The 13,323-nt window shown below is 69.4% G+C and carries 12 protein-coding genes and 1 pseudogene; 6 read left to right on the top strand and 7 right to left on the bottom strand.

Going from position 1 to position 13,323, the window contains the following annotated elements; all coding sequences use genetic code 11:
- Positions 1-308: pseudogene (locus AC1D1T_RS09995) on the bottom strand (transcriptional regulator); the annotation flags it as partial.
- 258 nt (positions 309-566) lie between these two features.
- Here AC1D1T_RS09995 and AC1D1T_RS09990 point away from each other — a divergent pair.
- Positions 567-1,661 (top strand): AAA family ATPase, encoded by a 1,095-nt coding sequence (locus tag AC1D1T_RS09990; RefSeq protein ID WP_477839702.1) that lies wholly within the window; start codon positions 567-569, stop codon positions 1,659-1,661.
- Entirely contained in the window at positions 1,658-2,323 is a 666-nt protein-coding gene (locus AC1D1T_RS09985) for a DUF4276 family protein (protein ID WP_477991833.1), read from the top strand. The genes AC1D1T_RS09990 and AC1D1T_RS09985 overlap by 4 nt, the downstream gene beginning before the upstream one ends.
- Positions 2,324-2,332: 9 nt before the next feature.
- On the opposite strand, the gene AC1D1T_RS09980 is transcribed toward AC1D1T_RS09985, so the two are convergent.
- The gene (locus AC1D1T_RS09980) at positions 2,333-4,480 is read right to left on the bottom strand and encodes an ATP-binding protein (protein WP_477991832.1); all 2,148 of its coding nucleotides are present in this window, start codon (positions 4,478-4,480) and stop codon (positions 2,333-2,335) included.
- Positions 4,481-4,667: 187 nt separating this feature from the next.
- On the opposite strand from AC1D1T_RS09980, the gene AC1D1T_RS09975 reads away from it, so the two are divergent.
- Positions 4,668-5,909 carry a cyclic di-GMP phosphodiesterase gene (locus AC1D1T_RS09975; protein WP_477826954.1) on the top strand — a complete coding sequence of 414 codons (1,242 nt, stop codon included), beginning with the start codon at positions 4,668-4,670 and terminating at the stop codon, positions 5,907-5,909.
- 10 nt (positions 5,910-5,919) lie between these two features.
- Here AC1D1T_RS09975 and AC1D1T_RS09970 read toward each other — a convergent pair whose 3' ends face one another.
- Positions 5,920-6,858 carry a CE1 family esterase gene (locus AC1D1T_RS09970; protein ID WP_477826953.1) on the bottom strand — a complete coding sequence of 313 codons (939 nt, stop codon included), beginning with the start codon at positions 6,856-6,858 and terminating at the stop codon, positions 5,920-5,922.
- A gap of 106 nt (positions 6,859-6,964) precedes the next feature.
- On the opposite strand from AC1D1T_RS09970, the gene AC1D1T_RS09965 reads away from it, so the two are divergent.
- Positions 6,965-7,477: a DUF3455 domain-containing protein gene (locus AC1D1T_RS09965; RefSeq protein WP_477826952.1), complete on the top strand. Its 513-nt coding sequence runs from the start codon at positions 6,965-6,967 to the stop codon at positions 7,475-7,477.
- On the opposite strand, the gene AC1D1T_RS09960 is transcribed toward AC1D1T_RS09965, so the two are convergent.
- The 4 genes from AC1D1T_RS09960 to AC1D1T_RS09945 all read right to left on the bottom strand — a co-directional run bounded on the left by AC1D1T_RS09960 (position 7,456) and on the right by AC1D1T_RS09945 (position 11,168).
- Positions 7,456-8,847: a sensor histidine kinase gene (locus AC1D1T_RS09960; RefSeq protein ID WP_477991831.1), complete on the bottom strand. Its 1,392-nt coding sequence runs from the start codon at positions 8,845-8,847 to the stop codon at positions 7,456-7,458. The genes AC1D1T_RS09965 and AC1D1T_RS09960 overlap by 22 nt on opposite strands.
- The gene (locus AC1D1T_RS09955) at positions 8,813-9,496 is read right to left on the bottom strand and encodes a response regulator transcription factor (RefSeq protein ID WP_477991830.1); all 684 of its coding nucleotides are present in this window, start codon (positions 9,494-9,496) and stop codon (positions 8,813-8,815) included. Before AC1D1T_RS09955 ends, AC1D1T_RS09960 begins: the two co-directional genes overlap by 35 nt.
- Positions 9,497-9,513: 17 nt before the next feature.
- The gene (locus tag AC1D1T_RS09950) at positions 9,514-10,299 is read right to left on the bottom strand and encodes a MipA/OmpV family protein (protein ID WP_477991829.1); all 786 of its coding nucleotides are present in this window, start codon (positions 10,297-10,299) and stop codon (positions 9,514-9,516) included.
- Positions 10,300-10,394: 95 nt separating this feature from the next.
- Positions 10,395-11,168, bottom strand: a complete 774-nt coding sequence (locus tag AC1D1T_RS09945; RefSeq protein WP_477826299.1) for an IclR family transcriptional regulator domain-containing protein — start codon at positions 11,166-11,168, stop codon at positions 10,395-10,397.
- 132 nt (positions 11,169-11,300) lie between these two features.
- On the opposite strand from AC1D1T_RS09945, the gene AC1D1T_RS09940 reads away from it, so the two are divergent.
- Positions 11,301-12,164 (top strand): shikimate dehydrogenase family protein, encoded by an 864-nt coding sequence (locus AC1D1T_RS09940; RefSeq protein WP_477841232.1) that lies wholly within the window; start codon positions 11,301-11,303, stop codon positions 12,162-12,164.
- Positions 12,161-13,318: an ABC transporter substrate-binding protein gene (locus tag AC1D1T_RS09935; RefSeq protein WP_477826297.1), complete on the top strand. Its 1,158-nt coding sequence runs from the start codon at positions 12,161-12,163 to the stop codon at positions 13,316-13,318. The genes AC1D1T_RS09940 and AC1D1T_RS09935 overlap by 4 nt, the downstream gene beginning before the upstream one ends.
- Positions 13,319-13,323: the final 5 nt, after the last annotated feature.

The raw sequence follows: 13,323 nt of genomic DNA, 5'->3' as shown, positions 1-13,323 counted from the left end.
GGGCTGGCGCGCACGTCGGCCGGCTCGGCATGGTGGGCCAGCACGCCCATGTCGGGCGACAGGATCGCCACGTCGAGGCTGGTCGCGCCGAGGTCGATGCAGGCGAGCACGCCGACCGCGCGGCTCATGCGCAGCGCCTCGGGCCGGCGCCCGCCGGACGAGGCCTGCAGGCCGATCTCTTCCAGCAGGCCGCGCTCGACCAGCCCGGCGACGGCGGCGTTGGCCTTGCTTTTCGAGAACGTGGATGCGGCGGCCAGCGCGCTGCGCGAGCTGCTGGCCGACCAGAACACGGTCTCCAGCACGGCCAGTTCACCCGGCGACAGATCGTCCCAGCGGATCACCTTGCTTGTCTCCTTGCAGCCGTGGTCGGCCCATCTGTGGTCGTCTTCGGGCCGGAACGTCCGGGCCGAGCGCCTTGGGACGGATGCTAAGAACGTCACTTCGGCGCGGCAAGCGCGATCTTTGACCAAATTCAGGTCAAATGCATGGCGACCCCGGGGACGCCTCCCGTCCGGCATGCCGGCCTGTACCATCCGCCGACCCACCTCGCGCTCACCCGCTGCACCATGCGCCAGCTCGAAAAACTGTCGATCGAGAACTACAAGTCCATTCGCCAGCAGACGCTCGAGCTGGGGAAACTCAATGTCTTCATCGGAGGGAACGGATCGGGCAAGTCAAACCTGATCTCGGTATTTCGCTTCCTGCGCGAGATCGTGACCCAGAACCTGCAGGGATATACCGCCGTCAAGGGAGGAGCCGATGCGTTGCTGCACCTGGGCCAGAAGCGGTCGCGCTCCATGTCGTTCAAGTTGGACTTCGTAGCAGGCGAGGTCGCCAACTCGTATCGCGTTTCGCTGACTCCAAAGACGGACGACAGTCTGTTGATCGTCAGCGAAAAGGCCTACTACCACGACCGGCGCAAGTATCCCGAGAAGCCTTTTGATCTGCCGGTGAGCGCATTGTCCAAAGAGTCGCGTCTTGGCGAAGCGGAACACATCTGCGCCAAGCAAGCTCTGCAGGACCTGGAGAGTTATCGCGTCTATCACTTCCATGACACAAGCGACACGGCAGCCGTCAAGCTCACCGCGGATGTCGACGACAACCGCTTCTTGCGCCCCCAAGCCGAGAATCTGGCGCCATATCTGTTCTGGATGCGCGACAAGCATCCCGACCACTACCGCAATATCGTCGAGACGGTGCGGCACATCGCCCCGTTCTTCGACGACTTCCAGCTGCAGCCGTCGCGCCTGAACGAATCGAAGATTCGCCTCGAATGGCGGGAACGCGGCAGCGACGCCTACATGAACGCGCACGCCTTCTCCGATGGCACCTTGCGCTTTATCTGCCTGGTGACGCTGCTCACGCAGCCGGAGTTGCCCCGGCTCGTGCTGCTGGACGAGCCGGAACTTGGCCTGCATCCAGCTGCGATCACGCTGCTGGCGGATTTGATCTCCTCAGCGTCCGAGCGCACTCAAGTGATCGCCGCCACGCAGTCCGTTTCGCTGGTAAACCGATTGAGGCCCGAAGACGTCTGGACCGTCGACCGGCAAGACGGCCCCACGACGTTCAGGCACCTGAACAGTGCCGACATGTCGCAATGGCTGGACGACTACGCGCTTGGCGACCTCTGGGAAATGAATGTGCTGGGCGGGCGGCCGTGAAACGCGCGCTGATCGTCGTGGAAGGCCAGACGGAGGAGCGCTTCGTCAAGACGGTGCTGCGACAGCAGCTGGAGCCGATCGGTATCGACATCCGACCGACGATCGTGGCCACCAAGGTGGTCAAGGACGGCCCCAACTTCAAGGGTGGCCTGCGCAGCTTCGGGCAGTTTCGCGAGCACTTGCGGCGCGTTCTGGAAGGCAGCGGCGGGGCACTCGTCACCAGCATGCTCGACTACTACGCGCTGCCGACCGACTTTCCCGGCATGTCGACCCGGCCTGCCGGCAGCACGCCGCGTCAGCGTGTCACGCACGTGGAGAGTGAGTTGCGCACGGCGATCGGACAGCACAATTTCCTGCCGTTCATCGCATTGCACGAATACGAGGCTTGGCTGTTCTCCGATTCAGTCACCGTTCCGAGCGTGCTGACCGAACCGCACAAGCAGGCAGCCTTCGCGGCCATCGCCGACGCCATGGCCCCCGAGGACATCAACGAAGGGCCGACCACCGCCCCCTCCAAGCGTCTGCTGACCTTGTTTCCGCGGTATCGGAAAGGCCTCCATGGCCCGCTCGCCGCCGAACGCATCGGCATCCCGGCGATACGTGCCAGATGCCCGCACTTCGATGGCTGGCTCCAGCAACTCGAACAGTACGCCATCGCCTGAGCAGCGACCTCACGACATTGCCAGTACCTTGCGCACCAGCCGCAGCAGTTCCTCCATCGTGTTCTGCTTGCGCATCAGGCTGCGCACGCCCGCGTCGGCGGCCTGGGCCTGCAGTTCCTCGGTGATGTAGCCCGAGCTGATCACCACCGGCAGGTCGGCGCGGATGTCGCGCAGCGCCAGCGCCACGTCGAGGCCGGAGTAGCCCGGCATGTTGAAGTCGGTGATCACCAGGTCGAAGGCCAGCGGCCGCACGGCGACCGCCGCGACCGCCTCGTGCCCGTCGCGGAACGCAGTGACCCGGTAGCCGGCCTGCAGCAGCAGCCGCTCCACCATCAGCACGATCACCTCGTCGTCGTCGACGTAGGCCACGTGCTGGCCGGCCCCCTGCAGCGCGCCGGGCGCGGTGACCGGCAGGGCTTCCTCGACCGGCTCCGGCTCGGCGGCCGGCAGGTAGAGGTGCATCGTCGTGCCGCGCCCGGGCGCGCTGTCGACGCGGATCGCGCCGTGGTGCGCCGCGACGATGCCGTGCACCACCGACAGCCCGAGCCCGGTGCCCTGCCCGGTCGGCTTGGTCGTGAAGAACGGCTCGAAGATGCGCGCCTGCGTGGCCGCATCCATCCCGACGCCCTGGTCCTGCACCCACAGGTGGRCATGGTGCCCGGCGGCCAGTGGCGGCGTGGTGCCCATGGCGCGCTCGTCGCCCGACACCACCTCGTACGCCGCCAGCCCGACCTCGATGCGCCCCGGCCGCCCCTGCAGCGCATGCCAGGCGTTGGTGCACAGGTTCATCAGCACCTGCTGCACCTGGGTGCCGTCGGCGTTGACGTGCAGCGTCGGCGCCGCCAGGCGGCACTCCAGCGACACCACCGCCGGCAGCGTGGAACGCAGCAGCCGCACCGATTCCTCCACCAACGGCTGCAGCGGCTGGTTGACCAGCGCCTGCGGCTGGCGGYGGCCGAACGCGAGGATCTGCTGCACCAGGTCGCGGGCGCGCACGCTGGCCTTGTGGATCTGCTCCAGGCTCGCGAGCGCGGGGTGGCCGGCGCCGATGTCCTCGCGCGCCAGCGCGACATTGCCGAGGATCGCCGCGAGGATGTTGTTGAAGTCATGCGCGATGCCGCCGGCCAGCGTGCCGATCGACTCGATGCGCTGCGATTCGCGCAGCTGCGCCTCGAGCGAGCGGCGCTCGCGGTCGCTGCGCCACAGCCGGCGGATCATCACCACCATCAGCAGGTGCAGCAGCAGCCAGGCCAGCGCGGTGAACAACGCGAGGCGCCGCCAGCTGGCGAGCACGTCGTCGTGGCTGAGTGCCACCGTCAGGAAGAACGGGTAGCCCTTCACGACCACCGTGCCCGAGATGCGCCGCACGCCGTCGGTGAAGGCGACGTACTCGTTCACCGCCTCCGGCTGCCCCGCCTTGACCGCGCGCAGGATCGGCTGGTCGGGCGGCATCGGCTTGTTGACCTCGGCATCGATCTGCGGCCAGCGCAGCACCAGATTCCCGGCCTCGGTGCGGCGCAGGAACACCGTGCCGTTGCGGCCGATGTCGAGCTTGCGGAACTGCTGCTGGAAGTAGGTGAGGTCAAGCGGCGCCAGCGCGGCACCGACGAACCGGCCCTGCGCGTCGCGCACCGGACGCGTCATCACGATGGTCGGGCGCTGGCTGACGCGGCCGGTCACCACGTCGGTGAACAGCAGGCCGGCCTGCGGGTCGCGCTGGTAGGCCTTGAAGAACGAGCGATCGGCATAGTTCGCCATCGGTGTGCTGGCCGACGAGGTCACGTAGCGCTGGTCGCCGCGGGCGTCGATGATGCGCAGCGCGATCAGCTCGTCGAAATCGCGCAGCATCGCATCGAGTTCGCCGTTGACCTGCCGGGCGTGGGCGAGTTCGCCCTGCGGCGCGAGCGCCTCGGGCGGCACCGTCTGCGTCAGCGCGCGAAGCACGGCATCGGTGCGGCGGAAGGTGCCGTCCATGCGCACCTCCAGCGTGCGCGCGTAGTTCAGCGCGGTGGTCTGGGCGGACTGGATGGCGTCCTGCCGCGCCACCCACAGCAGCCAGCCGATCAGCAGCGAGGCAGCCAGCGTTGCACCGGCCAGCAGGGCCGCGAACTTGCGGCGCGGAGGCAGGACGGCGGGCGCCGGCGGGGATGTGGCCATGGGAAGGTCTTTTAGCCCGGCGTGGCGGGCGGCGCAATCGGGGGCGCCGAGCGTGCACCCAGGCGTGAAATCCTCGCGCAAGTGCCTCAATGCCCATCCCCGGATGCCGATATCTTGCCCAGGTGGACAGTCCGTCAGGGGAGGCGCGTTGCCACCGTGAACCAGTGCACAAGTCCGGAAGTCGAGCGTGATCAAGAAAATTGCTGTCAGCGAGTTGCGCCTGGGCATGCATGTCCACGAGTTCTGCGGCTCGTGGATGGATCACCCGTTCTGGCGCTCGAAGTTCATCCTGAAATCCGACGCTGACTTCGAACGCATCAAGTCCGGCGGCGTCAAGGAGCTGTGGATCGACACCGGCAAGGGCCTGGATGTCGAAGGCTCGGCTGCCGTGGCGCAGGCCATCACGCAGGAATCGGTGGCCGACGAGGTCGAGCGCGAGCTGGAGTTCGTCGCGTCGATGCCGATGGAGTTCGACGCCCTCGACAGCGGCGACGCCGCGATGGCCAAGGCCGCCGCGCTGTACCGCCGCTCGGTGCCGAAGATCGCATCGATGTTCGGCGAGGCGCGCCTGGGCAAGGCGGTCGACGCCGGCCAGTGCGAGGAGCTGGTCGAGGAGATCTCCGAATCGGTGCTGCGCAACCCCGGCGCGCTGATCAGCGTCGCACGGCTCAAGCGCGCCGATGAATACACCTACATGCACTCGGTGGCCGTCTGCGCGCTGATGGTGTCGCTCGGCCGCCAGCTCGGCCTGCAGGGCGACCAGCTGAAGAAGGCCGGCCTGGCCGGCATGCTGCACGACCTGGGCAAGGCGGTGATGCCGCTCGAGGTGCTGAACAAGCCCGGCAAGCTCACCGATGCCGAGTTCGACATCATGAAGAGCCACCCCGAGCGCGGCCACGAGATGCTGCTCGAAGGCGGCAGCGCCGGCGCCGTGGTGCTCGACGTGTGCCTGCACCACCACGAGAAGGTCGACGGCAGCGGCTACCCGCACAAGCTGTCGGGCGAGCAGATCAGCCTGTTCGCGAAGATGGGCGCGGTGTGCGACGTGTACGACGCGATCACCTCGGTGCGCCCGTACAAGAGCGGCTGGGATCCGGGCGAGGCGCTGCGCCGCATGGCGCAGTGGAACGGCCACTTCGAGCCTCGCGTGTTCCAGGCCTTCGTCAAGACGGTGGGCATCTACCCGGTCGGCTCGCTGCTGCGCCTGCAGTCCGGCAAGCTCGCGGTGGTGACGGCACAGAACGCGCAGAACCTGCTCGCACCGAAGGTCAAGGCCTTCTTCAGCACCAAGTCGAACATGCGCATCGAGCCGCTCGAGATGGACCTGGGCAGCGCGTACTGCCAGGACAAGGTGCTGCGCTGCGAATCGCCGGACGAATGGAAGTTCAAGGATCTCGATATCCTCGCGGGCGTGCAACGCCCTGGATGACCCACACCGACTACGGCCGGTTGAAGAACTCCCACATCAGCGCGTTCGCCGACACCGCCTGGCTCGGCGCCTCGCCGCGCGCCTTCTGCCCACCGGGCCACGAATGCCCGCCGGTCTCGGTGACGCACAGCTTCACCTGCGCCGCGCCGCTGCACGACGCATGCACCTCGCAGCGAGCGCCCGGTTTCTCCAGCACCGTCCGGGGCGCACCGGTGCAGGCATCGTGGCGCACCCACCGCGCCACCGTGTCGGGCACCGACGCGAACTCGCCGGTCGCCCCACGCAGCCGCGTGTTGCTGCTGAACCCGCCATCGAACGGCACCATCGGGTCGTTGCGCGCATGGAGGTGCAGCACGCTGACCGGCCGCGCCGGCGTGCAGCGCCGCGTGTTGTCGGTACCGGCCACCGCGGCGATCGCACTGAACACGTCGCCGGCCTCGCAGGCGAGCCGGTAGGCCATCATCGCGCCGTTGGACATGCCGGTCGCGAACACCCGGTTCGGAGCGACCACCATCTGCTGCTGCAGGTTCGCGACCACCTGGCGGATGAAGCCGACATCGTCGACCTCGCGGTCGCGCGCCTGGCCGCAGCAGCTGCCGGCATTCCAGGTGGCGAGCGTGCCGCGGCGCAGCCGGCTGTAGCCGTTCGGGAACACCAGCACCGCGCCCGTGCGCTCCGACAGGCTGATCAACCCGTAGTTCGCGTCATCGGCCTGGTAGTCCATGCTGCCGCCGCCACCGTGCAGCGCGACGACCAGCGTCTGCGGCTTCGCGGCATCGAAGGTCTTCGGCACATGCACGCGGTACAGGCGGTCGAGCTCGCCGTGCCGGACCGTGTAGCGGTAGTCGCCCGCTGCGGCGATGCGGGCCTTCGGGTCGTCCTGAGCCTGGCACAGGCTGTTGCACAACAGCAGCCCCAGGGCCGCGGCAAAGCCGGTCAGGCGGCGCATAGTTTCACCTTCGCTGAAAGATCCTGCGCCGAGCTTACGACCCTGGGCGCAGCACGGATCGCAGGGTCTGCTACGTTCCATTTCAATTTCGTCACGGGAGATGCCCATGCTCAAGCTCACCACCTGCCTCGGCGCGCTCGCGCTCGCGGCCTGCGCCTCGCAACCGGCCGCCGTCGCGGTGCCGGCCAACCTGGTGCCGGCCGGCGAACGGGCCGTCGAACGGCTTGGCGCGCGCGGCGTGCAGATCTACGAATGCCGCAACAAGGTCGGCGGCAGCGGCACCGAATGGGTGTTCGTCGCGCCCGAGGCCGATCTGTTCGACGTGCAGGGCGCGCCGGCCGGCAAGCACTATGCCGGCCCGCACTGGGAGCTCGCCGACGGCAGCCGCATCGTCGGCACCGCGAAGGCCCGCGCCGACGCCCCGCTGGCCGGCGCGATCCCGTGGCTGCTGCTGTCGGCACGCTCGGTGGGTGGACCGGGCCGGCTCGCGAAGATCACCAGCGTGCAGCGCGTCAACACCGCCGGCGGCGCGGCACCGGCCGCCGGCTGCGATGCCGCGAGCCTCGGCCGCACCGAGCGCGTGCCCTACACCGCCGACTACATCCTGCTGGCGCCCTGAGCCTCGGCAAAGCTCAGGCTGAACTCGGCACCGTCCTGCGCATTCGCCGCGGCCAGCGTCCAGCCGTGCGCCCGTGCGATCTCGCGGCAGATCGACAGCCCGAGCCCCGCCCCCTGGTGGGCGCTGCCGCTGCCGCGCCAGAAGCGGTCGAACAGCCGCGGCAGCTCGGCCACCGCGATGCCCGGCCCCTGGTCGCGCACGCGCAGCCCCTGCGCATCGACGGCCAGCGTCACCACCGCGCCCGGCGGTGAATGCAGGATCKCGTTCTCCGCCAGGTTCTTCACCAGGATGAACAAGGCCCCCGCGTCGGCCTGCAGCCGCACCGGCGCGGCCGGCTGCTCCACCTGCAGCGCCACCGCATGCCGCCCGGCCAGCCGCTCCAGCTGGCCGGCCGCATCGGTCACGGTGCGCGTCACGTCGGTCGGCTCGAAGATGTAGTTCTGCGCCTCGCTGGCCTCGGCCAGGTGCAGCAGCTGGTGCACCTGCCGGGCCATGAAATCCAGGTCCTTCAGCAGCAGCTCGCGGCGCTCGCCACCCTGCTCGTCCAGCTCGACCTCGGCGCGGATCAGCGCCAGCGGCGTCTTCAGCTCGTGCGCGGCCGCGGCCAGGAACTCCTGCTGCACGCGGTAGCCGGTCTCCAGCCGCGCCAGCGCCTGGTTGAAGGCCTCGATCAGCGGCGACAGCTCGCGCGGCAGCCGCGTGCCGTCCAGCCGCGCCTTCAGGTTGTGCGGACCGATGCCCGCCGCCGCGGCCGAGGCGGCCCGCACCGGCTCCAGCAGGCGGCGCAGCGTCAGCAGCACGACGCCGGTGAAGACGCACACCGCCAGCACCGCGGCGACGACGCCGCCCTTCACGAAGATGCCACCGCCCACCCGGCGCAGCACCGTCTCCAGCCGGTCGCTGCGCGCCACCTGGATCACGTAGTCCTCCCCGGCGTGCTGCAGCGGCCGGTTCAGCACGTGCAGCGTGTACTCGCCGGTGGGCACCGCAGTGACGGTCTCGTTGCCGGCCACCGGCTGCATCGCCAGCACCTGCGCGGCCGGGCCGTCTTCGCCGGACATCAGCACATGCCCCAACGCATCCAGGATGCGGTAGCTGAAATCCTTCGGCAGGCCGTCGACCATCGCCCGGTGCTTGTCGCTCAGTACCAGCTGCACCGGCCGCCCCTGCGCGTCGAAGCGCAGCCCGCGCTCGAGGTGCTTCGCGGTGTCCTCCAGCCCCTGGCGCGTCGCGTCGGCCGGCCCTTGCATCAGCAGCGCGGCCAGCACGACACCGGCCATCAGCATCACGACCACCAGGCCGCCGCTCGCGGCCAGCAGCAACTGCGCCGCGAGGCTAGACGGAATCCGCAGCGCGAAGCGCATAGCCATGTCCCCTGACGTTGACGATCTCCAGCGTCGAGCCGATCGCCGGCAGCTTCTTGCGCAGCCGGTGCAGCGCCACATCGAGCGCATTCGGCGTCACCGCCTCRTCGACGCCCCAGGCCGCGCGCTCCATCGCACTGCGGCGCACCGTCTGGCCGGCCGCGCGCACCAGGCTCAGCATGATCTGCAACTCGGCCGGCGGCAAGGTCACCGATTCGCCGGCACAGGTCATGCAACCGGCTTCGGGTTTCAGCTGCAGGTCGCCGAATTCCGGCGACAGGCTCTGCAGCTGGGCCGGCCGGCGCATCAGCGCCCGCACGCGGGCCACCAGCTCTTCCATCRCGAACGGCTTGGCCAGGTAGTCGTCGGCGCCCGCCTCCAGCCCGGTCACGCGGTCGTGCAGCGCGTCGCGGGCGGTCAGCATCAGGCACGGCACACGCCGCCCGGCGGCCCGCAGGCGGCGCACCAGGTCGAGCCCGTCACCGTCGGGCAGGCCGCGGTCGACGATCAACGCGGCATAGTCGGCCTCGGCCAGCGCATGCCAGGCCGGCTCGATGCGCTCGAAGGCGTCCACCTCGATGCCCGCGCCCGACAACGCCTTGCCGACCAGCGCGGCCAGGCGGGTGTGGTCTTCGACCAGCACGACACGGTTCATCGAGGGCGGGACTCCGTTCAGAAGCGGTAAAGGTAACCCAGGCGCACCGCCGGCAGCGTGCGGCGGTCGACCAGCGGGCTGTCCTTGATGCTCGAGCCGAGCGCGGTGGCGCTGACGTCGAGGAACGCGCCGTCGCGCATCGAGAAGCCGTAGAACGTGCGCAGGCCGACCTCGGCATTGGTGGTGGCACGCCCTTCGTAGGCCGGGCGGAACGCGGTGGCTTCCTCCGGCCGCACGCCGTAGTAGTAGTCGACGTACTTCGCGTCGCGCCAGACGGCGGCGACGCGCGGCGTGAACATGAAGCGCCCGAAGCGGAAGTCGCGCTCCACCCCGAGGCGCGCCTCGGTGCCCTTGCTGTTCGACGACGCATCGCCCGCCAGTTCGGCCGACAGCTTGGCGTACTCGGTGCGCCACTGCACCGCGCCGCCCAGCCAGAAGCTCGGCTTGCGCTCCGCCATGCCGGCGAGGATCGGCGCGTCATCCGACTCGTAGCCGTCGCCCAGCGCATAGCGCGCGCGCACCGCGAACGACACCGGCCCGGCACTCGGCAGTTTCAGGTCGGCGCCGAGGCCGAGCACGCGCACGTACTCATTCTCGAAAGTGATCAGCGGCAGCACCCGCGTCTTGTTCTCGGCGCCCGCGTACACCGGCCGCTGCCAGCCGACGCCGATCCCCAGGCCCCAGCCCGAGGGCGGCGGCGGGGGCTGGTCTTCTCCCGGCTGCGGCTGCGCGATGACCAGCGGGGCGGCAGCCAGGGCGAGCATGGACAGGACGACGGAACGGAGCAGAGTGGGTTTCAGCATGGCGAAGTGGATCCAATGGGGAAGCCGCGATGGTTCTTTCAGTCGACTTACGGGGGACTTACCCGCGGCGGCGCGATACATCATGTGACCAGAATTCACAGCAGCGGCCGCAACGCCTGGGCCGCCTCGTGCAACAGCGGCAGCAGCTGCGAGCGCATCTGCTCCGGCGTGTAGGCGACCGACTGCAGCGTCATGCCGACGGCGCCCTTGCAGACGCCCTTGCGGTCGCGCAGCGCGGTGGCGATGCCCGACAGGCCCAGGTCGCGCTGTTGCGCGGTGATCCAGTGGTCGAGCGAGCGCGCCGCGCGCACATGCTCGCGGAATACCTCGGCCGTGCTGACGGTGTGGGCGGTGAACGCATGGAAGTCGTGCGCGGCGAGCCAGGCATCGAGCTCCGCATCGGCCAGTGCCGACACCATCACGATGCCCGGCGTCGCGACGTGCGCCGGCGCCCGCGCACCGACGTGGTAGCCGATCGACACGACGCGCGGCGCGTTGCTGCGCGCCACGTACACCACCTCGTGCCCGTCCAGCACGCTGACGTTGACCGTCTCGCCGCATTGCATCGACACCCGCTGGATGAACGGCTGCACCAGCCGCGGCAGCCGGGCCGCGCCGATGTAGCTCTGGCCCAGCCGCAGCACGCGGGGGGCGAGCCAGAAGCGCTTGCCGTCGGTGCCGGCATAGCCGAAGTGCACCAGGCTCAGCAGGTAGCGGCGTGCCGCGGTGCGGGTGAGGCCGGTCAGCTGCGCCGCCTCGCTGGGCGTGAGGCGCGAATGGTCGTCATCGAAGGCCTCGATCACGCGCAGGCCCTTGCCCAGGCCTTCGATGAGGTCCTTCCGGTCGATCTGGAACGGGATGTCGTCCATGGGGTGGTGGGGATCGATGACCCGCGTAGTTACCCGAAAAAAGCGCGATAGTCGCGCAGGTCGAGCGATCATCGCTCAATTCGGGGGTCGCCACGCTTGTGGCGCCCCCGGGGGCTGCCTACGCTCGCGCCGATGAAGATTTCCGGCAGCACGCGCGTTTTCCTGATCCTCGGCGACCCGGTGGCRCAGGTGCGCGCGCCGGAGGTGTTCAACCACCTGTTCGCGCGCCACGGGGCCGATGCGGTGCTGGTGCCGGCGCAGGTGGCGCCGGCCGACCTGGCGGCCTTTGCGCGGCAGGCGCTGAAGGCCCGCAACATCGACGGGCTGTGGCTCGCGATCCCGCACAAGACGGCGATGGTCGAGCTGCTGGACCGCTGCGACCGGCTCGGCCGCAGCGCCGGCGCGGTGAATGCGGCCCGGCGCAACGGCGACGGCACGCTGGAGGGGGCGCTGTTCGACGGCGTCGGCTTCACGAAGGCGCTGGCGCATTTCGGCGTGCCGGTGGCCGGCCGGACGGCGCTGGTGGTCGGCGTGGGCGGCGGCGGTGTCGCGATCGCGACCTCGCTGGCCGCGGCCGGTGCGGCGCGCATCGCGCTGTTCGACACTGCCCGCGGCCGCACCGCGGCGATCGCCGAACGGCTCGCCGCCGAGTTCGGCGTCGAGGTGGTGTCGCAGGCAGAGGCGGCACCGGCCGGGTTCGACCTGGTCGTCAACGCGACGCCGCTCGGCCTGCACACCGACGATCCGCTGCCCTTCGACCCCGCGCAACTCGATCGCGCTGCCGTGGTGGTCGACATCCTGATGAAGAACCAGCCGACGCCGCTGCTGCGGGCCTGCCATGCGCGCGGCATCGTCGCGCACCCCGGCTTCGAGATGCTGGTGCAGCAGGTGCCGGAGTACCTGCGCTTCTTCGGCTTCGATTCGATCGCGCAGGCGGTGCAGGCCGATGCCTCCGGGCTGCGCGCCATCTTCCAACGACAAGGAGACACGACATGAACCCATCGATCCGCCATGCATGGATCGCCGCGCTGCTCGGCACGGCTGCCTGTTGCACCGCGCTGTCCGTCCAGGCCCAGACCGTCAAGCTGGCCGTGATCCAGGAGCTGTCGGGCACCGGCGCCACGGCCGGCACGAATGCGAAGAACGGCATCGAGCTCGCGGTGAAGGAGATCAACGCGGCCGGCGGCATCCTCGGGCGCAAGCTCGAGACGCTGGTCAACGACACCCAGTCGAACCCGGGCGTCGCGAAGGGCCTGGCGACGAAGGCGGTGGACGACGACGTGTTCGCGGTGCTCGGGCCCACCTTCTCCGGCTCGGTGCTGGTGAGCATGGCCGAGACGCGGCGTGCCGAGGTGCCCAACTTCACCGGCGGCGAGGCCACCTCGATCACGCAGCAGGGCAACCCGTACATCTTCCGCACCAGCTTCACGCAGGCCTCGTCGATGCCGAAGGTGGCGCGCTACATCGCGGCCACGCTGAAGGCGAAGACGGTGGCGGTGATGTTCGTCAACAACGACTTCGGCAAGGGCGGGCGCGATGCCTTCGTCAAGTCGGCCGAGGCGAGCGGGCTGAAGGTGGCGGCCGACATCTCCACCGAATCGGGCCAGGTCGACTTCGCGGCGCCGGTGCTGCGCGCGAAGCAGAGCAATGCCGACGTGCTGTTCGTCTACACCAACGAGGAGGAGTCGGCACGCGCGCTGCGCGAGCTGCGCAAGCAGGGCTGGAGCAAGCCGGTGATCGGCGAGACCACGCTGACCGGCCAGAAGGTGATCGACCTGGCGGGCGAGGCGGCGAACGGCGCGATCGCGCACGTCGGGCTGACGGTGGATGCGCCGACGCCGGCGATGCGGGCCTTCCGCAGCAAGTTCGAGAAGGAATACAAGTACGTCTCGGACCACAACGGCATCAAGGGCTACACCAGCGTCTACATGCTGAAGGCGGCGATCGAGAAGGTCGGCAAGTTCGACCGCGTGGCGGTGGCGAAGGCGCTGCACGGGCTGACGATCCCCGTGGCGAAGGAGCCGGGCGTGCTGATGGACGTGAGCATCGATGCCAACGGCGACCTCGACCGCGAGAGCTTCATCGTCGAGGTGAAGAACGGCAAGCAGGAGGTGCGGGAGACGCTGCCGGCGCTCGGCAAGAAGTCGTGACCTGA

It is taken from the genome of Rhizobacter sp. P2_H3, from assembly GCF_056403355.1.
The sequence above is the reverse complement of the archived record's forward strand: the minus strand, read 5'-3'. Positions and strand labels throughout refer to the sequence as shown.

What these genes read in the sequence shown, in the direction of transcription:
- AC1D1T_RS09945 (WP_477826299.1), bottom strand. Translation starts at nt 11,168, where the DNA reads ATGGACGACATCCCGTTCCAGATCGACCGGAAGGACCTCATCGAAGGC.
- AC1D1T_RS09965 (WP_477826952.1), top strand. Translation starts at nt 6,965, where the DNA reads ATGCTCAAGCTCACCACCTGCCTCGGCGCGCTCGCGCTCGCGGCCTGC.
- AC1D1T_RS09970 (WP_477826953.1), bottom strand. Translation starts at nt 6,858, where the DNA reads ATGCGCCGCCTGACCGGCTTTGCCGCGGCCCTGGGGCTGCTGTTGTGC.
- AC1D1T_RS09935 (WP_477826297.1), top strand. Translation starts at nt 12,161, where the DNA reads ATGAACCCATCGATCCGCCATGCATGGATCGCCGCGCTGCTCGGCACG.
- AC1D1T_RS09950 (WP_477991829.1), bottom strand. Translation starts at nt 10,299, where the DNA reads ATGCTGAAACCCACTCTGCTCCGTTCCGTCGTCCTGTCCATGCTCGCC.
- AC1D1T_RS09990 (WP_477839702.1), top strand. Translation starts at nt 567, where the DNA reads ATGCGCCAGCTCGAAAAACTGTCGATCGAGAACTACAAGTCCATTCGC.